The sequence below is a fragment of the Vibrio sp. PNB23_22_6 genome (genome assembly GCF_052877535.1).
Map to the genome: position 1 here is coordinate 178,332 of NZ_JBNFXP010000001.1, position 22,768 is coordinate 201,099.

20 protein-coding genes are annotated in these 22,768 nt (G+C 44.1%); 16 read left to right on the forward strand and 4 right to left on the reverse strand.

Annotated elements, in window-relative coordinates; all coding sequences use genetic code 11:
- Positions 1 to 100 precede the first annotated feature (100 nt).
- The 7 genes from ACVA54_RS00830 to ACVA54_RS00860 all read left to right on the forward strand — a co-directional run bounded on the left by ACVA54_RS00830 (position 101) and on the right by ACVA54_RS00860 (position 7,214).
- The gene (locus ACVA54_RS00830) at positions 101 to 1,222 is read left to right on the forward strand and encodes an HlyD family secretion protein (RefSeq protein WP_446617087.1); all 1,122 of its coding nucleotides are present in this window, start codon (positions 101 to 103) and stop codon (positions 1,220 to 1,222) included.
- Positions 1,212 to 2,225, forward strand: coding sequence for a DUF2955 domain-containing protein (locus tag ACVA54_RS00835; RefSeq protein WP_099077793.1), 1,014 nt, complete (start codon positions 1,212 to 1,214; stop codon positions 2,223 to 2,225). The genes ACVA54_RS00830 and ACVA54_RS00835 overlap by 11 nt, the downstream gene beginning before the upstream one ends.
- 120 nt (positions 2,226 to 2,345) lie before the next feature.
- Positions 2,346 to 3,344, forward strand: coding sequence for a helix-turn-helix transcriptional regulator (locus ACVA54_RS00840; protein ID WP_446618974.1), 999 nt, complete (start codon positions 2,346 to 2,348; stop codon positions 3,342 to 3,344).
- A gap of 212 nt (positions 3,345 to 3,556) precedes the next feature.
- Positions 3,557 to 4,924, forward strand: a complete 1,368-nt coding sequence (locus ACVA54_RS00845) for a metal-dependent hydrolase family protein (RefSeq protein ID WP_253252636.1) — start codon at positions 3,557 to 3,559, stop codon at positions 4,922 to 4,924.
- A gap of 67 nt (positions 4,925 to 4,991) precedes the next feature.
- Positions 4,992 to 5,621, forward strand: a complete 630-nt coding sequence (locus ACVA54_RS00850; protein WP_099077791.1) for a DUF3299 domain-containing protein — start codon at positions 4,992 to 4,994, stop codon at positions 5,619 to 5,621.
- 118 nt (positions 5,622 to 5,739) lie between these two features.
- A complete protein-coding gene (locus ACVA54_RS00855) occupies positions 5,740 to 6,966 on the forward strand; it encodes a carbohydrate porin (RefSeq protein ID WP_446649314.1) in 1,227 nt (408 codons plus the stop codon).
- Positions 6,967 to 7,052: 86 nt separating this feature from the next.
- Positions 7,053 to 7,214: a DUF6500 family protein gene (locus tag ACVA54_RS00860; RefSeq protein WP_446579630.1), complete on the forward strand. Its 162-nt coding sequence runs from the start codon at positions 7,053 to 7,055 to the stop codon at positions 7,212 to 7,214.
- 104 nt (positions 7,215 to 7,318) lie between these two features.
- Here ACVA54_RS00860 and ACVA54_RS00865 read toward each other — a convergent pair whose 3' ends face one another.
- Both ACVA54_RS00865 and ACVA54_RS00870 read right to left on the reverse strand, forming a co-directional pair.
- Positions 7,319 to 9,022 (reverse strand): FAD-dependent oxidoreductase, encoded by a 1,704-nt coding sequence (locus ACVA54_RS00865; protein WP_099077788.1) that lies wholly within the window; start codon positions 9,020 to 9,022, stop codon positions 7,319 to 7,321.
- Positions 9,023 to 9,092: 70 nt separating this feature from the next.
- Positions 9,093 to 9,278 (reverse strand): YgaP family membrane protein, encoded by a 186-nt coding sequence (locus ACVA54_RS00870; RefSeq protein WP_099077787.1) that lies wholly within the window; start codon positions 9,276 to 9,278, stop codon positions 9,093 to 9,095.
- A gap of 178 nt (positions 9,279 to 9,456) precedes the next feature.
- Between ACVA54_RS00870 and ACVA54_RS00875 the strand changes: the two genes are divergently transcribed.
- Genes ACVA54_RS00875 through ACVA54_RS00895 form a run of 5 tightly spaced genes read left to right on the forward strand, consistent with a single transcriptional unit; the run spans position 9,457 to position 15,063 of the window.
- Positions 9,457 to 9,765, forward strand: a complete 309-nt coding sequence (locus ACVA54_RS00875; protein WP_099077786.1) for an ArsR/SmtB family transcription factor — start codon at positions 9,457 to 9,459, stop codon at positions 9,763 to 9,765.
- Between the two features lie 18 nt (positions 9,766 to 9,783).
- Complete coding sequence (locus ACVA54_RS00880; protein ID WP_099077785.1) at positions 9,784 to 10,203, forward strand: YeeE/YedE family protein; 420 nt, start codon at positions 9,784 to 9,786, stop codon at positions 10,201 to 10,203.
- Between the two features lie 10 nt (positions 10,204 to 10,213).
- Positions 10,214 to 10,672, forward strand: a complete 459-nt coding sequence (locus tag ACVA54_RS00885) for a YeeE/YedE family protein (RefSeq protein ID WP_099077784.1) — start codon at positions 10,214 to 10,216, stop codon at positions 10,670 to 10,672.
- Between the two features lie 30 nt (positions 10,673 to 10,702).
- Positions 10,703 to 14,011, forward strand: coding sequence for an efflux RND transporter permease subunit (locus ACVA54_RS00890; RefSeq protein ID WP_446649315.1), 3,309 nt, complete (start codon positions 10,703 to 10,705; stop codon positions 14,009 to 14,011).
- Positions 14,008 to 15,063: an efflux RND transporter periplasmic adaptor subunit gene (locus ACVA54_RS00895; RefSeq protein WP_446649316.1), complete on the forward strand. Its 1,056-nt coding sequence runs from the start codon at positions 14,008 to 14,010 to the stop codon at positions 15,061 to 15,063. The genes ACVA54_RS00890 and ACVA54_RS00895 overlap by 4 nt, the downstream gene beginning before the upstream one ends.
- A gap of 11 nt (positions 15,064 to 15,074) precedes the next feature.
- Here ACVA54_RS00895 and ACVA54_RS00900 read toward each other — a convergent pair whose 3' ends face one another.
- Positions 15,075 to 15,938: an endonuclease/exonuclease/phosphatase family protein gene (locus ACVA54_RS00900; protein ID WP_099077781.1), complete on the reverse strand. Its 864-nt coding sequence runs from the start codon at positions 15,936 to 15,938 to the stop codon at positions 15,075 to 15,077.
- A 308-nt stretch (positions 15,939 to 16,246) separates the two neighbouring features.
- Here ACVA54_RS00900 and nrdD point away from each other — a divergent pair, with 308 nt between their 5' ends.
- Together nrdD and nrdG are read left to right on the forward strand one after the other, a co-directional pair.
- The gene (nrdD, locus tag ACVA54_RS00905) at positions 16,247 to 18,367 is read left to right on the forward strand and encodes an anaerobic ribonucleoside-triphosphate reductase (RefSeq protein ID WP_099077780.1); all 2,121 of its coding nucleotides are present in this window, start codon (positions 16,247 to 16,249) and stop codon (positions 18,365 to 18,367) included.
- 87 nt (positions 18,368 to 18,454) lie between these two features.
- Positions 18,455 to 18,925, forward strand: a complete 471-nt coding sequence (gene nrdG, locus ACVA54_RS00910) for an anaerobic ribonucleoside-triphosphate reductase-activating protein (protein WP_099077779.1) — start codon at positions 18,455 to 18,457, stop codon at positions 18,923 to 18,925.
- A 103-nt stretch (positions 18,926 to 19,028) separates the two neighbouring features.
- Here the strand turns inward: nrdG and ACVA54_RS00915 are convergent, their stop codons facing one another.
- Positions 19,029 to 20,414 carry an MATE family efflux transporter gene (locus ACVA54_RS00915; protein ID WP_446617091.1) on the reverse strand — a complete coding sequence of 462 codons (1,386 nt, stop codon included), beginning with the start codon at positions 20,412 to 20,414 and terminating at the stop codon, positions 19,029 to 19,031.
- 138 nt (positions 20,415 to 20,552) lie between these two features.
- On the opposite strand from ACVA54_RS00915, the gene ACVA54_RS00920 reads away from it, so the two are divergent.
- Both ACVA54_RS00920 and ACVA54_RS00925 read left to right on the forward strand, forming a co-directional pair.
- On the forward strand, positions 20,553 to 21,410 hold the full coding sequence (locus tag ACVA54_RS00920) for an AraC family transcriptional regulator (protein ID WP_099077777.1): 858 nt from the start codon (positions 20,553 to 20,555) through the stop codon (positions 21,408 to 21,410).
- Between the two features lie 162 nt (positions 21,411 to 21,572).
- The gene (locus ACVA54_RS00925; RefSeq protein WP_446649317.1) at positions 21,573 to 22,760 is read left to right on the forward strand and encodes an amino acid aminotransferase; all 1,188 of its coding nucleotides are present in this window, start codon (positions 21,573 to 21,575) and stop codon (positions 22,758 to 22,760) included.
- Positions 22,761 to 22,768: the final 8 nt, after the last annotated feature.

Here is a 22,768-nt window from a genome sequence, read left to right on the forward strand (position 1 = left end):
CTTTCGTTGCATTCATTCAGCCCACAAATTTATGAGTTGAACCCTGATAAGGACGGTATATTCTTAAGTTGTTCTATCTACTTTATGACAAGGGGATGATATGTCCGAGAACGAACAAGAAAAACAGCCAATGGAAGTCGCGGCGAACCAGAATAAAAATAAGAAAGATAAAGTGAAAATGGTGACTAATTGTTTCCTCTTGTTTATCGTTGCGATGCTCATGTTTAGCATTGTTTCTGACCGTATTATCCCTATCACCGATAACGCGCGTGTGAAAGGGTATATCGTGCCTATCAAACCTCAAGTCTCTGGAAATGTATTAGATATTAGAGTGAGACCAAATCAATTGGTAGAAGAGGGGGATGAGCTTGCAATACTTGATAAATCAGATTACGAGATTGCGGTCAAACAAGCGGAAGAGAATTTAGAAATCGCAGGTCAAAATGTAGGAGCCCAAACCGCTTCTATTGCTTCGGCTCAAGCGCGACTCACCTCTGCAATCGTCGAGCGCCAAAATACGGAAGCGCAGGCAAATCGTATTTTGGCGATGGCCGAGAAAGGGGTCGTTTCAAAAGCTGATGCAGACAAAGCGAGAGCAGCATTGGCAACAGCACGTGCAAATGTGGTGAATGCAGAAGCGGATCTTGAAAAATCGAAACAGCAATTGGGCGCGGAAGGAGAAGAGAATAGTCAAGTGAAAGCGGCATTGCTCGCCCTTGAACAAGCACAACTGAATTTAGAACGTACAGTCATTCGTGCACCAACACAAGGCGGGGTATCGAATTTTAGTTTAACCGAAGGCTTCTACGCATCGGCAGGTCAACCGATAATGACGTTTGTTTCTACAGAGGATATTTGGATCGAAGCCTATTTTCGTGAGAATAGCTTAGGCAACGTAAGTATCGGTGATGAGGTTGAGATCGCCTTAGATTTCGCTCCGGGTAAGGTCTTCAAGGGAAAAGTGAGTAGCATCGATTGGGGGGTTGATTGGGGGCAAAACCAGCAAGCCGGCAAACTCGCTCAAGCGAACCAACAAACTGGTTGGCTCCGTCAAACACAAATGTTACCCATTGCGATAGAGTTCGATAGAGAAGAAGTACAAGGTATGCTTCGGGTTGGTGGTCAAGCCGATGTCATCGTCTATAGTGGAGATAATGTCGTATTCAATACGATAGGCAAGTTATGGATTCGACTGCTAAGTGTGCTTTCTTATGTCCGATAATTTGCGCTTAGATACCGCGATACAACGCCGGATTTTACGCTTTACCGTTGGTGTTGGTTTAGCGGTGTTTCTCGCCGCTTGGCTTAACTGGGCTCTGGCGTTTGTCGCGCCGGTGTTTACCGCAAAGTTTCTGATAGATAAGCCAAATCTTCATAAAGAAACCGTGTATGAGCTATTGTTGGCTTTAATTGCCACGATGGGATTAGGTTTGCTCTTATCAGGGGGGATCACACACTACCCCATCGTGTTGCTAATGGCGGTCGGATGGATGATGCTGTGGGGATATTACTTGTTTACAAACCCCAAATGGAATTTGTTTGCGACCATACTCATGATAGCGGTATTAATGTTGCCATTTATGGCGATAAATAATCCTGCGGTTTCAGTTTTTCTTGCTGGGGGCTTGGCAACATCAGGTGCAGTATCGGTGCTTATTTTTGCTCTGGTGCATATTTATTTACCGGAGCCGAGCAGTGAATTCGCGGGCTATGCAGAGCCACCAATGTCTAAACAACAACGCTGGTATGCGGCATTTCGAGCGATGCTGATTTCATTTCCTTTGGTGTGCTTTTTCTTTATCTTTCAAATATCAGAAGCGTTGCTAACAATGATGTTTGTTGCGCTGCTGTCACTGATGATTACATCAGAAAAATCCGTAAAATTAAGTGTATTCTTGGTTATCAGCAATGGGATAGGTGGTCTATTGGCGATACTGGCATTTACGATACTCGCCATCGTTCCAAACCTATTTTTTTACACCGCTTTTATTGCTTTATTGGCGGTGTTAATTGGAACCAAAATTTACACTGTCCCGGAAAAGGCACCAATCTTTGCCACCGCATTCAGCACGTTATTGGTATTGATCGGTAGCACGTTGATGAGCTCTGGTGATATCGACAGCAATACATTTGTCCGAATCTTTCAACTTGTGGTGGTCAGCTGCTATATGATTTTTGCCTCTCTGTTGTTAGAAACTCGGCAGTGGAAATTTTTGCAAACATAGTACTTACCCAAATTGGTATAACGCTTAATTTCCTAGTAAAGCGATAAATGCTCTAACTACAGCCGCGATAAATGACACTTACACTTGTAAATTTTCTACGTGATGAGGATGTTCGCACGCATGCCTAATACTGATATCCCATTAGTTCATTCGGAAGAAGTAAAACTGTTTGCTATCATGCTTAAAGAAATTGATGGCGACATTCACGCTTTGCTTGAGTCCGCGCGAATGCCGCAAGATATTCTTATCAATAAGGCACTAAATGCATTTGTTCCTGAAAGCGCATTGAAATCTGTTTTTCAAACATTAGGGGAAAACGCGCCTCCCGAGAAGTTCGCTTTGCTGATGTGGACGTTGTGTCATGATATCTATGTGCCTCGATTTGCAAATCGAGTGACTCAAGTACATTCGCTAAAAGCGGCATTACAAGAGATTGCTGAATTATTGGCTCAGGTTTCAGACAGTGTAAAGCTGACTACCCAAGAAAGAGCAGGCCGGTGGTGGTTAGTGAGAGAAAAAGAGCAGGCTGATCGAGAATGGTTTCGTTATGCAGAAATGTTCTCAGTAATGTTCATGAATGAGCTTTTGAAAAAATTGACAGGGTCGAATTGGCGGCTGACAGATGTCGGCATTCAAGATGAAGATGCAACACCGTTTCATCAATTACCGGGTATGAAGTGCGCTCAGTTCTATACGGAAAGACCAGTTACCGCAATCCACATTTCAGCTTCTATAATCGATCAGCCTATTGCTTTTACCCCTTTCAAAACGGGCGTTAGCACTGATTCCATAGAGCAAGCTGATAAGTTTAGCCTCGCGCTTGCTCGTGCACTTACGCCTTATTTATCGATGGGCAAAATTTCTATTCAGTTTGCTGGAGAACTTATAGACATGAATGTAAGAACGATTCAAAGGCGGTTAGCAAATGAGAACACGACTTACAGAGAAGTTATCGAAAGCTTAGTGTTAAAGCAAACGCTGGAGTTACTCGCAGATAGAGAACTGAGCATCACACATATTGCGCTTAAAACGGGGTATTCGGACTCGGCACACTTTACTCGTGCTTTTAAACGAATGATGAATACCACCCCGAAAGCTTATCGCCAATCCTTGTCATAATTCAAAGTCTCTGTTTTCGTAGAGGCTTTCACTGTCTACATTTAAAAGCTGATTCAACACGTTGTCGCCTAAAGGCAATTTGGCTGCTTGAAGTTTTTTATTATTACTTCTACGTTTTGATTATGAGCCTGCTATTTCATATGCGTTTGGTATTTTGTGTTGAATGGGTTGGCTTCATAACACCTCATTTCTTTTCAAGGAAGTTATGGGAAATGGACTTCACAAATCATAAGTACGTAGGTGTAATAATGAAAGTCTCTATGACGAAGATCTGTTTAGTTGCGTTATCGTGTTCGGTTGCGTTAAACGTGAATGCAGCATCAACACTGTTTACAAATGTTAATGTTTTCAATGGTACGGATGACAAGATTCATAAGAATCAGAATGTGCTTGTCGTTGACAACCTTATCAAAGAAATATCAGCAAAACCGATTAAAACGGACAAACAAACCATAACGATCAATGGAGAGGGAATGACAATGATTCCCGGCCTGATCGATATGCACTCTCATATGTGTATTCAAGAGGGGATGTTAGTTGGCCGCGATAGCTATGATCAAATGGCAATGGGTGCGCGTGCGCACGTATCAATGATGCAGTATCTCGATCAAGGTTTTACTACTGCCCGAGATGCAGGGTGTAACATCCTGGGGATGGCAAAAGCGATCAACAATGGTTTGATTGATGGGCCACGATTATTCCCTGCTGGTGGTTTTTTAAGTCAAACTGGTGGTCATGCTGATACCGGTAGCTTTAACGATGTACCAGGGCGTGTTGATGATCTAGAGCGTCATGGATTTGGTTACATCGTTGATGGCGTTACAGAGGCACGTCGTGCGGCTCGCCAAAATCTTCGATCTGGTGCTACACAAATTAAAATCATGGCAGGTGGTGGTGTCGCAAGTGAATTTGATCCGATCCACATGACTCAGTTCTCGAAAGAAGAGATGGAAGCCATCGTGGGGGTTGCAGAAGATTATGGCACTTACGTAATGGCCCATGCCTATCATGATCGTTCCGTAAACCGAGCGATTGATGCAGGCGTTAAAGTGATTGAGCATAATTTCTTGGTTTCTGAAGATACGATCAAACGAATGAAAGAAGAGGGCGTTGCGCTTTCTGCTCAAGCGGTAATGTCTTTAGAAGCGTTTGCTGAACCAGAAAAAATTACGTTCTTTAGCCCTGATCAAAAATCCAAAGCAGCTAAGGTTAATGCGGGCGCTAAACAGATGTTTGAATGGGCTCGTAAGCATGATGTACTTATTGTAACGGGCGGAGATATGTTTGGTCCGGCGTACAATACGCGCCAAGCAGACAACATGGTTTGGATGGAAAAAGTGGGCTTTACCCCATATCAAATTATGAAAATGGGTACGTCAAATGCGGCGGAGGTATTAAGTTGGTCTGGCGATATGAATCCATACAAATACGGTAAACTCGGCGTTGTAGAACCAGGGGCTTATGCCGATGTAGTGCTCGTGGATGGCAATCCTCTGGAAGATATCACTATTCTTAATGATTACGAAGATAAGTTCAAAGTCATCATGAAAGACGGCAAGATTCATAAAAATACCCTGTAATAAATAATGGGGGGCCAAAAAGCTCTCCCAACTTTTAAATTTTCATTGTTTAGTATTTGGGTAAAGTATGAAGAAGTATGTATTAGCAGGTCTGTTATTCGCGGCCTCATCGACTGCAGTGGCAGAGCAAATCAGCTGGGAACAATTACGCCCAGCGATCCCACCAATTGAAGACCCGTTTCTTGCGTTAAGTGATGAGCAATTATTTGAGTTAGGTACACTCGCCAAGTATCGTCAATCCAAAGCGTTGAATGAATCGCAGCTTCAAACGAAAAAAGAGATTGAAGCAAAACTTCGTGAAGAAGGGGTTGATGTTGATTGGCTGTTTTCGAAAAGGCAAGAGATCACCGATTATCGCCGCAAGATTGCGACACAACCTAATACCGATCTCACTGCCGAAAGTTATGAAATTCCTGGCTTTATTACGCCCGTAGAATTTAATGGTGACATTGTCACAAAATTCTTTCTTGTCCCTACCTCCGGGGCTTGTGTCCATACGCCACCGCCACCTGCCAATCAAATAGTGTTAGTCAGCTACCCGAAAGGCTTGAAGCTCACGTCTCTATATGAGCCTGTTTGGGTGAAAGGCGAATTTGAAATTGAAAAAGTGAAAGCCGACGTTACCTACGTCGACGGGGCTATGGATGTTGAGACGGTATACCAAATGGATGCCGATTCTATTCGAGCTTATCAGTAATCCGCTTAATCAATTCATGACAGTTAAAATGATAGAAATGTGCAATTGTTGCTTAATGGCAATTATCAGCTTCGTGAATCGTTAAGATTGTTACCTATCAACTTAATGAGGCCATTTAATGAACGCATCAATCCCTAGGCTTAGTTTACTTGCGCTGTCCGTTGTCGCATCGTCTTCTTTGTATGCAGCCAATTTTGGTAGTCCCAATACGGTTGGTAATACTCTGGCAGAGACAAAACACGAAAATGAAAGCTGGCGAGAGGCATTGGAAGAAGAGCATAACCTTACTTTTGGCCTCGATTATCAAGCATTAGGTCTATCTGCTACAGATCCTGTGACAGGGGGAGACGACACCGCAAGTTCTGGCGTCGCTCGATTTTACGGTACTTGGAACTTGGTCGGTTTAGAGTCGGGCAATGTAGGGGGATTAGTTTGGAAAGTTGAACATCGTCATTCATACAGCGATTTGGCCCCAAAAGAGTTTGCTTTTATTGGTGATGGCTTAGGTTATGTGGGAATGATTGGTTCAGCGTACAGTGATCAAGGGATGCGTTTAACTAACTTGTATTGGAAGCAGAGCCTCAACGGTGGTAAGACATCATTTATTGCAGGTTTTTTAGATACGTCGGATTATGTGGATGCGTATGCACTAGCAAGCCCTTGGACGGGGTTTACAAATTTGGTATTCAGTACGGGTGGTGGAGCCATTGGTTTGCCGGATGATGGTATTTTAGGATTGGCTGTTGGCCATATGCTAACGGACAACATCTACATGATTGCGGGTGTCGCCGATGGTAAGGGACGCTCTGATAAGCCATTTGATGGTTTTGATACTTTGTTTAATGATCATAATCTATTTACTTCTTTTGAGCTTGGTTGGGCGGCATCACAGGAACAGATTTATACCGACAATGTGCATATTACCGCATGGCACCTTGACGGTGGAACTCAACACAACTTAACCAACCAAGAAAGCGGACAAGGGATTAATTTCTCAGCAAGTTATTTTGCGACAGAGCAATTGATGCCATTCGTACGTGGTGGTTTCTCAGAAGGTGATGTGGCACTTTATGATCGTTCTCTAACGGTTGGCGTTGGTTACTTTGGATTGGGGAAACCGACCAATAACCTAGGTTTTGCGGTGAACTGGAGTCATGTAAACGACAACCTAGAACAAGCCTATGGCGTTGGGGACTCTGAACAGTTTACAGCTGAACTTTATTACATCATGCAGTTGAATGACTATATTCAGATCACTCCGGATATTCAGTACATTAAAGACCCGGCATTCTCCAATAAAGGCAGTACTTGGGTATTAGGGCTTCGCGCACGAATATTCATCTAGATGATTATGTTTATTTGCCTTACCAATAATGCCTGTATATTAATACAGTGCTTGTGTTTTTGGTTAATTTTACAACAAGTAAGATAATGAACATTGAGTTGAAAAACAAAATCATCAAGGAGTGTAGGAAGAAGATTGAACAGAAAGGCGAGAATATAGGCGTATCATTTTACTTTTTCTTCGCCAACAAGAATGATAACCCGGCGCTATTGATGGACGCGGCGACTTGGTGGATTAAAACTCATTAACTCGACTACTTTGAAAAAGCAAACAAGATTATTGCTTTGGTTGAATCTGAGGAATAAAAGAAAAGGGGCATTGAATACCCCTTTGTTATTCTTAACTTTAGCAATTACGCTTTTGCAAACTTGTAAGTTCGATAACCTCCAAGCAAATTACGTGCTTTAAAGCCAGAGTTAACCAGTTGGCGATATGCCACGTTACCGCGTAACCCAACCTGGCAGTAAATGACAATCTCTTTGTCTTTAGGCAATTCATCCATACGTTGACGGAGTTGATCGACAGGAATGTTGAGCGCGCCTTCAATAAAGCCTACCGATTCCAGCTCACCCGGATTACGCACATCAAGTAGCACCTGATCGCTTGTTAGGCTATCAATTTCATCAAAATGAATCGCGGTAGCGTCGCCTTTGATGATGTTGTTTGCGACAAAGGCTGCTTGGTTAATTACGTCTTTAGCACTGCCATACGGTGGCGCATAAGTCAGTTCAAGGTGCTGAAGTTGCTCTACTGTCATTCCTGCACGTTGAGCCACCGCCATTATGTCAATACGTTTGTCGACACCATCTTTACCAACGGCTTGTGCACCAAGGATTTTGCCCGTTGTTGGGTCAAACAGCATTTTGAATGAAACAATTTCTGCACCAGGGTAGTAGCTCGCGTGGCTTGCAGTGTGTACATAGACTTTTTCATAAATGATGTTGTCACGTTTTAATTGTTTCTCATTTTTACCTGTCGATGCTACGGCTAAATCAAAGATCTTACAGATAGCTGTACCTTGCGTACCTTGGTAAGTTTCTTGACGACCTAGCATGTTGTCTGCCGCCATGCGACCTTGACGGTTAGCAGGACCTGCTAATGGAACAAGTGTTTGTTCGCCTGTAACAAAGTCTTTTTCCTCAACAGCATCACCAACAGCGTAAATATATGGATCGCTGGTTTGCATGTATTCGTTGGTGAAAATCCCGCCGAGAGCACCAATTTTAAGACCTGCCGCTTGCGCTAATTTGGTTTCAGGGCGGACACCAATCGCCATGATCAAGATATCCGTTGTTAGCTCTTTGCCATTATTAAGCTTGAGTTTTAATTTCCCATCAATATGCTGGTGGGCTTCACTTTCACCTGCTTCAACGTTTGCCACGTGTTTGTTCGGGATAAATTCAACCGCTTCGAGAGCGACACCAAGTTGCAGGTCAATGCCTTTTTGACGAATTTCGGCATGCGCGAAACCTGCCATTTCACGGTCGACAGGTGTCATCACCTGATCGGCCATTTCGACAAGTGTGGTTTTGATGCCAAGCTGGTGGAACGCTTCCATCATCTCTAGGCCGATAAAACCACCACCAACGACAGTCGCACGCTCCACTTTGTTCATCTGAACAGTTTGGATGATGCGATCCATATCAGGAATATTGCGCAAAGAGTGGGTTAATGGGTTATCAATGCCAGGAATCGGAGGAACAATGGGGCCCGCACCTGGACTCAGTAGAAGAAAATCGTAAGCTTCTTCGTACTCAGAACCGTCGAGTAGGTTTTTAACCGTTACAGTTTTGTCATGACGGTTAATGGATACAACTTCATTCATGACTCGAACATCGACATTAAAACGAGCTAAAAAGCTTTCTGGTGTTTGAAGAAGTAGCTTGCTTCGCTCTTTAATATCGCCACCAATATGGTAAGGCAAACCACAGTTAGCAAATGAAACAAATGGACCGCGCTCAAACATAATGATTTCAGCGTCTTCGCTTAAGCGGCGAGCACGTGCAGCAGCGGATGCACCACCAGCGACACCACCAATGATTAAGATCTTAGTCATTTTATTCTCCACATTCGAGATGTTGACCCTATTGGCGCCGTTAGCTAGCCGAATAGGTCAATTTCCTTGTTTATTTAAAACCAAATTTCTTTAAAAAATAAGCGGCAGGGCAAATACCAGTGTACGCACTTTGAATGAGATTGATGCCAATGAAGACCGTAAACCAAATGAAGTTGCTATGGACGAACACGGTTAATAAGACCGAAAGCAAAATCATGATACCTGCAAATACTCTTACTGCATTGTCTAATGTCATAACTGTTCTCCTTGGTACGCTTTGAGTGAGCACCTTACTCTCGTATGTTCACCACTATAACTACTAATATTAGATGTGTCTAATGTTTATTTGTCTAAATTCGCCATCCCTAAATTAGGGTTGACTAAATATGTTGATTTAGTAATATCTAATGTAGCTTTTAATGTTGAGGTGAATCATGAGCTATACAGAAACAGACGTAGCGAAAATGAAAGGCAGCGCGATAGAAGCAGCGGATCTTCTTAAAGTGATGGCACACCCAGAGCGATTGATGGTGCTGTGTCAGCTTACTCAAGGTGAAGTCGGCGTAGGCGAGCTACAAAAAAGTTCTTGCTTGAGTCAGTCAGCCTTTTCACAGCATCTGAGCGTACTGAGAAAGCACAACTTAATCAGTGCGCGTAAATCATCACAACAGGTCTTTTACTCATTGTCTGAACCGAGAGTTGAGTCATTAATCAAAGCGCTACACAGTGTATTTTGTAACTAGGAAGTATTGAGGTTAATAATGTTAGACGTTATTCCATGGGAATCTTTTTTTGGTGGCATTTTATTGGGTATCTCCGCCACTATATTGTTGTTGATGAACGGAAAAATTGCCGGCATTAGTGGAATCATGAGTGGCATTATGACACCGAAGAAAGGGGATTACTCGTGGCGATTACTGTTTGTCGCGGGCATGATCGGTGGTGGTTTGGTGAGCGTGTTACTTCTTGGTGTCGTTGTCCCAAGTACCACCACAATATCGACAGGCCTCATTATCGCAGCTGGACTGTTAGTGGGATTCGGCACTAAGTTGGGTAATGGGTGCACCAGTGGCCATGGTATTTGTGGTATTGGTCGTTTATCTAAACGTTCAATTGTTGCGACATGTGTTTTTATGTTGGTGGCTGGACTCACCGTCTTTGTACGACTACACCTGGTTTAAGAGAGAACCCATGAACAAGATTATTTTTCGTTTATCCGCGCTCTTCAGTGGTGTGCTATTTGGTATTGGCATGGCGATTTCTGGCATGATCGATCCCAATAAAGTCATTGGATTTCTAGATATTGCAGGCACATGGGATCCGAGTTTAGCTTTTGTGATGGGCGGCGCACTTGCTGTGTTTATGCCAAGCTATTTTTTGATCATCAAACCGAGAAAACAGGCGGTTACTGGTGAAGCGTTTTGTACGCCTACCAATATTAGTATTGATGCAAGGTTGATTTCCGGTGCCGCGATATTTGGTATCGGTTGGGGATTGGTCGGCATATGTCCGGGCCCAGCGGTGGCGAGCCTCGCTATGGGCAATATCGGTATTGTGATTTTTGTCGCCGCCATGTTAATCGGTTCAATGTGTGCAACATTTGCTCTCGATAAGTTAAACAGTAATAAGCTGAAAGACGTGCAAATATAAACGAAGAGAGCACAAATTGGAGGGAAAAGGATGCCCAAAACAGTAAAGCGAAGTTTTGTTCGCTCAGTGATGAACAGCTATTTCCCTCCGATTATGATTTTGTTAGCGCTCTCCATTGGTGTTGCCTCATTGTGGTTAACACCAAAAGAAGAAGACCCTCAGATTGTCGTCCCTATGGCCGATGTTCTGATTTCGGCTCCTGGGCTTAGTGCTTCTCAAATTGAGAACCAAATTACCGAACCTTTAGAAAAGCTAGTTAGCCAAATAGACGGCGTGGAATATGTTTATTCTTCTTCAATGGAGGGATTTGCTCAGGTTATCGTGCGCTTTTATGTTGGAGAGAACCGAGAAGACGCACTCGTAAAACTCTACAACAAACTCTATTCCAACCAAGATAAAGTTCCTCCAACAGTGGCAAGTTGGGTAGTCAAACCCGTTGAAATTGATGATGTACCTATCGTCGTTGCCGCGATTTATTCAACCGATCCTTCTATTCTCAATCGGCATCAACTCAGACGAATTGCGGACCAAGCAACCTTAGGGATTAAATCTCTTGATGCCACCAACAAAGTCGAGGTTATTGGCGGAGAACCGAGAAAGGTTCAAATCGAGCTAGACTCCGTCGCAATGGCGAACTTCAATGTCACTATAGATGATCTTGAACAAGCCATCCGGTTGAGTAACAGCAAAGTTCAAGGCAAAAACCTTCAAATCGATGGAAGTAACTACACGCTGGAATCGGGGCAGTTTTTAAAAAATGCTCAAGAGGTCGGTGATTTGGTGATTGCTGTGTTGAATGGCAAACCAGTGTATCTGAAGGATGTGGCAAATATCTATGATGGTGCGAGTGAAGCCACTTCGGACACTTGGTATCGAAGCAAGAGTGATAACAAGGCTTATCCTGCCGTATTCCTATCGGTCGCCAAGCAGAAAGGGTCTAATGCGGTCAATGTGGCTCAATCGGTACGAGACAGCCTGAAGCAACTTAAAGCGGACCAATTTCCTCCTCAAGTACAAGTTGAAATTATCCGTGATTATGGTGAAACAGCAAACGAAAAAGTGACCAATTTAGTATCAAGCCTCGGCATCGCAATTTTAACCGTTGTGGTTTTTGTTGGTTTGTTCTTGAACTGGAGAAGTGCGCTGGTCGTTGGTATTGCAATTCCTATCAGTTACGGTGCGGCGCTGGGGATGGATTTGCTGTTTGGTTATTCAATCAACCGCGTAACGCTGTTTGCACTGATTTTGGCATTAGGCTTAATCGTCGATGATCCGATCGCCAGTATCGACAATATTGAGCGATTCTTACGGCGAAAAAATATCACTCGAAATGACGCAATTGTTCAGGCGATGACAGAGATTCGCAGTGCGTTACTGATGTCGACCGTCGCAATTGTTATTGTGTTCACACCGATGTTTTTCATTACTGGGATGATGGGGCCATACATGGCACCGCTTGCCTTTAACGTGCCAATCAGTGTTGTGTTCAGTACGGTCGTCGCGTTTATGATCACGCCTTGGTTGGCTAAAAAGATCTTGTCGAGGCAGCAAGAAAGCGAAAGTAACCAGCTTTACTCTTCACCTATATATCGACTTTATCGTTCACTAGTGACCCCGCTGTTGCAAAGCCGTAGAAAAGCGTGGGTATTTCTTGCTGTAGTCGCATTTTTGTTTGTCGTCGCCGCGATGCTGCCAATGTTGCGTTTGGTTCCCCTTAAACTCTTACCCTATGACAACAAGAATGAGTTTCAACTGGTGTTAAACATGCCCGAAACATCAAGTTTTGTTGATACGTCAAATGCATTGACCACCTTCACCGATTACTTGATGACAGTACCAGAAGTCACCAGTGTTTCCGGGTTTGCTGGTATCGCGTCACCAATGGATTTTAATGGCATGGTACGTCATTACTTTATGCGCAGTGAACCTTATCAAGGCGAGCTACGAATCGTATTGGCGGATAAAAATCGTCGTTCGATGCAATCACATGAAATCGTGACCCGATTAAGAACAGGCTTAGAGGAAATGGCTGAACGCTATCAGGCGGATATCCAATTGGTCGAAGTTCCGCCGGGTCCCCCAGTGATCGCGACGATTACCGCTGAGGTTTATGGTGATGATGCAACGACCTACGAGCAATTGATGCGACAAGCCGAAAAGGTAGCAGAGCGCTTAAGCAAAGAACCGTTTGTGACCGAAGTGGACACGAGTATTCAAGGGAACCTAGAAACCTGGCAGTTTATTGTAGACCAAGAAAAGGCGGCGCTGTCTGGCATTTCAGTTGCAGACATCAACAAGACACTGATCTCTGCGGCGAATGCAAAAGTGCTTGGCTACATTGCGGCTCCGCGTGAAGTCGACCCGCTTCCTATTGAAGTTCAGCTACTCAGGGAGGATAGGGACAATCTCAATAAATTAGAGCAGCTTTACGTACGGGGTAGACCCGGCATTGCAAAAACTGAGCACAATGGCGCGGTGGTTGATGCGCCTCAGCCAACGGTTCAATTATCAGAGCTGGGCCAATTTGTTAAACGACCCGCAGACAAACCGATTCTCCATAAAAACCTCAACCCTGTCGTTTATGTCTATGCAGAAGTCGTGGGCCGCGTTCCCGGTGAGATTATTGCCGATGTGATCGCAGACAAAAATGGCCACCAGTCAAATGAAGCACAACAACCTTGGGAGGAGCGTACATACTTAAATAATGGCGCAGGTTTGGCTTGGCATGTTCCAGACAATATAGACGTGGTGTGGAGCGGCGAAGGTGAATGGAAAATTACCGTCGATGTGTTTCGAGATTTAGGCGTCGCCTATGGAGCGGCACTTTTAGGGGTATTTGTCGTGATGCTAATTCAGACCGGTTTACCGGTGGTATCAGGTATTATCATGCTGGCTATTCCACTTACCGTGATCGGTATTATGCCTGGCTTCTGGCTATTGAACACGTTAAGCAGCGACATTGGCACTTACCCAAATCCGGTTCTTTTTACCGCGACTGCGATGATTGGCATGATTGCGCTAGCAGGTATTGTGGTACGTAATTCCTTGGTTTTGATCGAGTTCATTCAACAATCTTTGGCAGCAGGCATGGGATTGCAAGATGCGTTGATTGAATCTGGCGTGGTTCGTATGCGACCGATCCTTCTGACGGCGGGAACAACATTACTAGGGAACATTGTCATCACTCTTGATCCTATTTTTAATGGTCTGGCCTGGGCGATTATTTTTGGTATATCGGCATCAACAGTATTCACGCTGCTTGTTGTGCCGGTGGTGTATAACCTCGCATACCAAAATACCAAAGGGCATGGACTGCCAGAGTTGGAGGTTGAACAATGAAATTAGATAACAAATGGATAGGCACGCTTTTATTTCTGCTGCTGATCCTTCTTTTTCTCTACATGGCGGGATTTTTTAGCGAGAAACTACCAACAGAGCGTACGGCGACTGAGAGAAAATGGAATGCAGACATGGTAGAAACACACCAGTTGATGCTTACGAGTGAGCCTGTGATTCGAGAGTTTCCTGGCGTTGTTGTAGCAGAGCAAAGAGCAGATATTGCTGCGCGCTTAACGGCCTCTGTCGTTGAAGTCCTCGTCAATGTTGGCGATCAGGTAAAGCAAGGCGATGTACTTGCACGGTTGGAAAGCGATGATCTTGATGCGCGAGTCCGACAAAGTGAACAGGCGCTGTCTTCTGCTCAAGCACAACTCAATGCGGCAAGAAAAGAATTTGCACGGGTTAAAACACTATTGAATAAAAAGCTGATACCTCAGTCCCAGTTTGATCAGGCAGAGAGCACATTACGAACGGCTCAAGCGAATTTTAATCAAGCGCAGGCGGCGGTAGCAGAAGCGGAAACCACGTTTGGTTACAGTATCATTACCGCGCCTTTTGATGGGCTGATTACACAAAAGCCGATGAACAAAGGTGATACTGCCACGCCAGGGGCATTATTATTGTCGATGTATAATCCAGAGTTACTTGAAATTGAAGTTAATTTCTCTGAATCCGTCATGCCCTACGTCAGTTACGACAAGCAAGTCGAGGTTAGCTTTCCCTCTTACAATATTGCGACGTTAGCAAGCGTCAAACAAGTTACGCCTTCTGCCGATGCCAATTCGCGCAGTTACTTGGTTAAACTGCAGTTCACACCACAAAAGTTGGTGTTTCCTGGTTCATTCGCCAAAGTTTTCTTAACGTTGACTGAAGATGTGGTTCTGCGTGTTCCACAGGATGCTGTGTATCAAGTAGGTCAATTGGATTACGTCAAAGTGATGAAACAAGACGGGGAGGTGGAAACTCGGCTGATACAGCTAGGTGAATCCGGCCGAGTTCGCACTGGGTTAATGCAGGGAGAGGTGGTGATATTGAACCCAGGCCTCTTGTAAGTCCCTAAGTCTTAGTAGGATACCGTCGTACTTACGGGACAATGGTCACTTAATTTGAAATCCAACACGTCTTGCGTGTTGAAGACGGTTTGAACGCCAGCAGTGGCCTCTAGTTGGCCACTTACAATAATATGATCAATTACCGAGCGGAATTGGTGTGTTTTATTCGAATTGCGATTAGAACGCACTTTACATTCCGCTTTGGTGTTTTTGGTTACAAGCTCTGCATCGTTATTCTTCGATATTACTTCCCACAACCAGTCACCTCGATAAGCGAGGTTATGATTAAAGTCACCTAGCACGACATAGCGTTGATTCTTAGTTTCGCGTTCCTTCATCCATTTCGCTAATGCTTGGCCTTGTTGTTTAACGATCTTGCAATCGCGGTTGTTGCGATAGGCGCCACTGCACCCGGCTTTTAAATGCACAGAGAGTAGGTGGGTTTCATTCGTTTGGTTTGGGTTTAATACGATGTAACTGGCAAAACGCAGCTTACTGTTGCCACGTGTTATGGAAAAGTCTGGCTTATCGGAGATGTTCAAACCTTTGCGAACCGCAAATCCAGTGTATTGGTTCGTATCGTTGAATTGAAGATCACGGTTGGAGCGATGGGCGCGGTCGGATAGATAAATGGTGTAGTCATTTCCAACCGCTTTTTGAATCGCCGCTTTGCTATCGACTTCCTGAAACGCGAGAATGTCGGCATCCGCTTTATCCACATACTTGCCGAGCTTTTTAAAATCTTGTGAGGTTCGTGATACCTTTCCGTCATCTATAGATAGCCATTCCACATTCCAGCTAGTTAAATTGACGGAATCCTGAGCAAACGAAAAAGAACTAAATAGTAATATTACCGTAACAAAAAGTGATCGCATAGCGGTCCATTGCACTCCTTTATTTAGGTGAATTCCTTTGCAACCTTTATCCTATAAGACCTCTCTAAAAAGCAAGAGAATTAAGCTCCATTTTTGCAATTTTCACAGTTTTATTTTCAACTGAGATCAGCAGCAATAAGATCGATTTGTTCTTATCCTCTAGCTATGTTTTGTTGATCAAGATCAATGTTTTCAAATGGTGCTTCTCGTTAAATACGCCACAATATATTGTGTCAGCAGAATAATAAATCGCCCTATATAGTGTATTTGTGGATAACTCTGTGAGTATTCTTGGGTAAGGAGAAAAAGTGAAACCAATCGTAATCAAACGTGACGGCTCAAGGGCTCCGTTTAATAGGGATCGAATCCAAGCAGCAGTGGAAGCCGCAGCGGAAAACAATGATAAAGATGTCGCCATTTATGCATTAAATGTCGCGCTTGCTGTTGAGTTGCAACTACAAGATCACGATGAAGTTCACATCCACGAAATTCAGGACTTGGTTGAGAACGAACTCATGCAAGGTCCTTTCAAGTCGTTGGCACGTTCTTACATTGAATACCGTCATGACCGTGATATTGCACGTGAAAAGCAGAGCGCATTAACACGTGAAATCGAAGGCCTGATTGAAGAAAGCAACCTAGATCTAATTAACGAGAACGCGAACAAAGACGGTAAAGTTATTCCGACACAACGTGACTTGTTAGCGGGTATTGTGGCTAAACACTATGCGAAAACACACATCCTTCCACGTGATGTGGTTCAAGCACACGAAGTGGGTGACATTCACTACCACGATCTAGACTACGCACCATTCTTCCCGATGTTTAACTGTATGCTGATCGATTTAAAAGGCATGCTGACACACGGCTTTAAAATGGGTAATGCGGAAATTGACACGCCAAAGTCAATTTCAACTGCGACTGCAGTAACGGCACAAATTATTGCTCAGGTTGCGAGTCACATCTACGGCGGCACAACCATCAACCGTATTGATGAAGTACTAGAGCCATATGTAATCACAAGTTATGAGAAGCATTTAGAAATTGCGAAAGAGTGGGACATTGCAGAGCCTGAAGCGTTTGCAAAAGCACGCACCGAGAAAGAGTGTTATGACGCATTTCAATCGCTAGAATACGAAGTAAACACGCTGCACACTGCGAACGGCCAAACGCCATTCGTTACTTTCGGTTTTGGCCTTGGTACAAGTTGGGCATCTCGTCTGATCCAACAGTCGATTCTGAAGAACCGTATTGCAGGTCTAGGTAAGAACCGTAAAACAGCGGTATTCCCTAAATTGGTATTTGGTATTAAAGATGGTTTGAACCATAAAACGGAAGACCCAAACTACGACATTAAGAAGCTCGCATTAGAGTGTGCTTCTAAACGTATGTACCCAGATATTCTTAATTACGATAAAGTCGTAGAAATTACCGGCTCATTCAAAACACCGATGGGCTGTCGTAGCTTCCTTGGTACGTACGAAGAAAATGGCGAGCTGATTCACGAAGGTCGTAACAACCTTGGCGTAGTAAGTTTGAACTTACCTCGTATTGCCATTCGTGCGAAGGGCAGTGAATCGAAGTTCTATGAACTGCTGGATGACCGCCTACGTCTTGCTCGTAAGGCACTAGAAACGCGTATTTCACGCCTAGAAAATGTGAAAGCACGCGTAGCCCCAATTTTATACATGGAAGGGGCGTGTGGCGTCCGTCTGAAAGCTGACGACTCAATTGCAGATATTTTTAAGAACGGCCGTGCTTCGATCTCGCTTGGTTACATCGGTGTACACGAGACAATCAACGCGCTATTCGGCACAGAAGCGCACGTATACGATGACGCAGTACTACGTGAAAAAGCGATTGCCATCATCAAGTACATGAAAGATGCAGTGAACAAATGGACGGACGAAACGGGTTATGGTTTCAGCCTATACGGCACACCAAGTGAAAACCTGTGTAGCCGTTTCTGCCGCATTGATGCGAAAGAATTTGGTGTGATTAAAGGCGTAACAGACAAAGGTTACTATACCAACAGTTTCCACCTAGACGTGGAAAAAACGGTAAACCCATACGATAAAATCGACTTTGAGATGCCATATCCAGAAATTTCAAGTGGTGGTTTCATCTGTTACGGTGAGTTCCCGAATATGCAACGCAACATTGAAGCACTAGAAAACGTGTGGGATTACAGTTACACCCGCGTTCCTTACTACGGTACGAATACGCCAATCGATGAGTGCTATGAGTGTGGTTACAACGGTGAATTTGACTGTACAAGTAAAGGCTTTACTTGCCCAAGTTGCGGCAACCATGACTCGACAAAAGTATCCGTAACACGTCGAGTGTGTGGCTACTTAGGCAGTCCAGATGCACGTCCGTTTAACTTCGGTAAGCAAGAAGAAGTTAAACGTCGAGTGAAGCACCTATAAGGTTAAAGCCTGCTCGAATCAATATCTTGAAAATCAACCTGTAACGGGTTGATTTTCATTTTTGGCGAAGAATAAAGAGATGCGACTATGAATTACCACCAATACTATCCAATCGACGTTGTAAACGGCCCAGGTACGCGCTGCACACTGTTTGTTGCTGGCTGTGTTCATCAGTGTCGCGGTTGTTACAATCAGTCTACGCAACGATTGGATTCTGGTGTGTTGTTCACGCAAGAAGCGGAAGACAAAATCATTGCCGATCTAAACGACAACCGCATTAAGCGCCGTGGTTTGTCTCTGTCTGGCGGTGATCCGCTTCATCCAGCGAATGTGCCAGATATTCTGAAGCTAGTGAAACGTGTAAAAGCGGAGTGTCCAGGAAAGGACATTTGGGTTTGGACTGGTTACACCCTTGATGAGTTGGATGATGCACAGCGTGAGGTCATCGAATACATCGATGTACTGATTGATGGTAAATTCGAGCAAGACAAGAAAGATCTTAATTTAGAATGGCGTGGCAGCTCTAACCAAATTATTCATCGCTTCACGGATATTTAATCGTTCAGCGGAACGCGTTGTTATAAAACATGAAAAAGGCACATCCGATAATACGGCTGTGCCCTTTTGGTGTGAACTCCTAAATCATCGTAGAGTTTTATTTTTACGCCGTCACCCTGAAGTCGTCTTCTACCATGTTGTTGATCCATTTTTTTGATTGAATTCGTCGCGTGGTTAATACTCCTTTAACCAGCTCCTCGGCCAATAGGGACATCAAGACCCAATGCAGTGGCAGTCCTAATACGATGCCAGTGTAATAAGTTAAAGGGATCCCAACCGCCCATTGACCAAATGTATCGATAAAGATGCTATAGCGAATATCCGCTCCGCTTTTCAACACACCTCCAATTCCGACCATATTGAACACGCGCAGTATCATTCCTAGCGCCATGACCAAACACACATTGAGTGCCATTTGTTTATCACTTAGAGGCGTGAACTCCATTAAGCTCAAAATCAGCGGTGAGCAAATCCAAACAAGAACAAATAATCCAATCGCCAATAGGGTGCTGGTTAATACATACCACCAGGCGGTTTTTTCGACGCGGTCATAGTGTTGCCTACCAATATCATTACCTAACATCACTGATGCGGCGACCGCAAAGCCCATAAAGGTTGAAATCAAGACGCCTTCAATGGGAGAGAGAAAAGAGATTGTTGCCAACGCCGTGACACCAAGTTGACCGTAGATGACGTTATAGATCAGTAAGCCACCAGTCCATAATGCATCATGAATCAACATGGGGAACGAGACGTTGAAATACCGCTTGCGATAGGCTGATTTTGCACCGTCTAACCAGTCAGATTTGGTTGGTAACATATGCCGATAGCGACGCACAAAGAAATGACCAAGCAGCCAAGTTTGAACAATACGTGATAATAGGGTGCCCATGGCAGCACCGAACACTCCCCATTGTGGGAAACCAAACAGACCAAAGATAAAAACAGCATTTAAAAACACGTTAACGATGATCGCCACGATGCTGACATGTGTTGCGAGCCTTGTTTCGCCAACTGCGCGTAAGACAGATTCAATGGGTACGACCAACGCAGTACAAATTAAACTGATGCCAGTGACAACCAAATAATCCCTAGCGTATTCGACATACTGTGGCCCAGTTGAAATATAAGAGACGATCTCACGATCAAACGCCGAATACAGCACAATGAAAGGAAGCGTTACCGCAACAGACAAAAACCATGATTGGGCAAGGATTCTTCGAATACCGGATGTGTTTTCCGCACCGTAATATTGCGAGGCTAAGACCGTAACCGCCCCACACAGGCCAAAAACAATCGCCAAGTTAAAGAAAAAGATACGGTTACCCACCCCGACCGCGGCCGTTGCAGATTCCCCCAACTGGCTGACCATAAAAATATCAACGACACCCAGTAATGAAAACAACATTGCTTGCAATGATACTGGCAGTCCTATGGTGACCATCTTGTGCCAGAATGCTTTATCAACATATTGACGTGTTAACAGCATCGCATTTCTCCTTCGTGAATAACGAGGCTAGTTTATCCAAGTAGCTTGACGCTGTATTTTTCTAAGGAATCCAAAACCTTTGTCAAACTCTCGACATTTCTCAAAGACAATCGATCAATGTTAGGCGGTAGCCATTAGATGGAAGAAAAACAAGAACGGTATGTGATATCAGAACAGACTCGCCAAGAGTTTATCGATCAAACGCACGTGTTACCGTTAGAAGAGCGGGGTATTGTTCAATGTGGCATTGCAACGTGCAGTGAGTTTTTTTCTGTGTACAGAAAGAATCAGAAACAACATATGTTGCTCTATACCGTCAGAGGAAAAGGTTGGCTCGAAAGTGGTGTTTGTCGCTATGAATTAGAACCAGGCTCTGTCGTCATTGTGCCTGCGGGTGTTGAGAATGGCTTTGGTATGCAGGATGAAACATGGCAAATTGCGTGGGTGTTTTTATCTCATCAAAAAAAATGGAATGTGATCCCGGATGAAATTAGCTATCAACTTTCTCCCGCCACTGAAGTCATGTATTCCTGCATTCAAACCTTGCTCAGGAGTCGGAATCTACCTCTTGATGATGGTGCCGTAATTGCAGAGCATAGTGTTATGCAGCTCGAACATTTATTGAACATGCCCGAATCAGAGTTACTCTCACGTAATCAAGTAAAGTTAAAGCGTGTCTTTGATGTGGTACAACGTCAACTCCACAAGGATTGGACTGTTGAGCAGTTAGCAAAGCTGTTTCCTTGTTCCGAACCGCATTTGCATCGGTTGAGCCAAGAATATTTTGGGCGCAGCCCGATTGCGCATCTCACTCGTTTAAGGATGGAATATGCGAGTCGGTTATTACGCTCGACAGAGTGGTCAATTCAACATGTGGGAGAAATCGTAGGCTATCCTATGAGCGCGAACTTTAGTACTCGGTTTAAGGCGTGGGCAGGGTGCTCGCCTCGTGAATTTAGAAAACAGTCTCGAGAGAGGGATAGTGGTGAACTTTAAATCGGAAGTTGAGCGGTTTTTCACCGCACCATCACTTAAGCGCGGCAAAAACTTGGCGGTTTCTACTAATATTTGCCGATCGTGTGAAAAATCGTTTCGCCATCGTTAACAAAAATGTTAACGTGAGGTTCGATACTTGAATTTCAAAGGGTTATGACTTTCATGTTTTCTAATCTACCAACACCAGTATTAGATCCTATTTTATCTCTTTCCGTTGCATGCCGTAACGATCCTCGCCCGAACAAGGTTGACCTTGGTATTGGGGTTTATAAAAACAGCAAAGGCGAAACGCCGATCATGACAGCGATAAAAATGGCGCAAGATGTCGTGATTGAAAATCAAAAAACCAAATCTTACGTAGGGCTCGCCGGCTGCGAAGAGTTCAACCAAAGTATGATTGAACTTGTACTAGCGGGCACATCAGTCATGGACCGCGTTACGGCAGTTCAAACACCAGGTGCCAGTGGCGCATTACGTATGTTGGGTGACTTGATGAAAGTGGCGCAACCAGATACCACGGTTTGGATCTCAAACCCTAGTTATGTAAACCATAAACCGGTAATGGAAGCCGCTGGTCTGAAAGTTAAGTTCTACCATTACTTTTCACCAGAGACTAAGCAAGTTGATATCGCAAGAATGCTTGAGGATTTATCAACAGCAGGTCCTTCAGATGTTGTTCTTCTGCATGGCTGCTGCCACAATCCAACAGGAGCGGATATCGACTTCGCAGCCTGGCAGTTGATTACAGAACTGTCACAGAAAAATGGTTTCACACCATTTGTTGATATCGCCTACCAAGGTTTTGGTGATGGTCTAGAAGAAGACGCCAAAGGCCTTCGCTATATGGCTGACAACGTTGATGAGATGTTAATTACCACATCATGTTCGAAGAACTTTGGCTTATATCGTGAACGCACGGGCGCAGCAATCGTTGTGGGTAAAAATGCACAAGAAGCGGCGAATGCGAAAGGTAAAATCCTGACTCTTGCTCGTGCAACTTACACTATGCCACCGGATCATGGTGCTGCTTTGATTAAAACTATTCTTCAGGATGCGCATTTAACCAGTGTGTGGAAACGCGAGCTAAATGAAATGCAACAACGCCTCGTTTCTCTACGTCAGGTTTTATGTAACGAATTGAGAAACAACCATAATACGGATCAATTTGATTTCATTGAAAGTCACAAAGGCATGTTTACTGTGCTAGGCTTTAGTGAAAACCAAATGACTCAACTACGTGAAGATTATGCAATTTATGGTGTGGGAGATGGTCGAATCAACATTGCAGGCCTAACGGAAACGCACATTCCTTATGTAGCTGATGCGATTCAAAAAGTTTCTCAACGTTAAATCAGGAG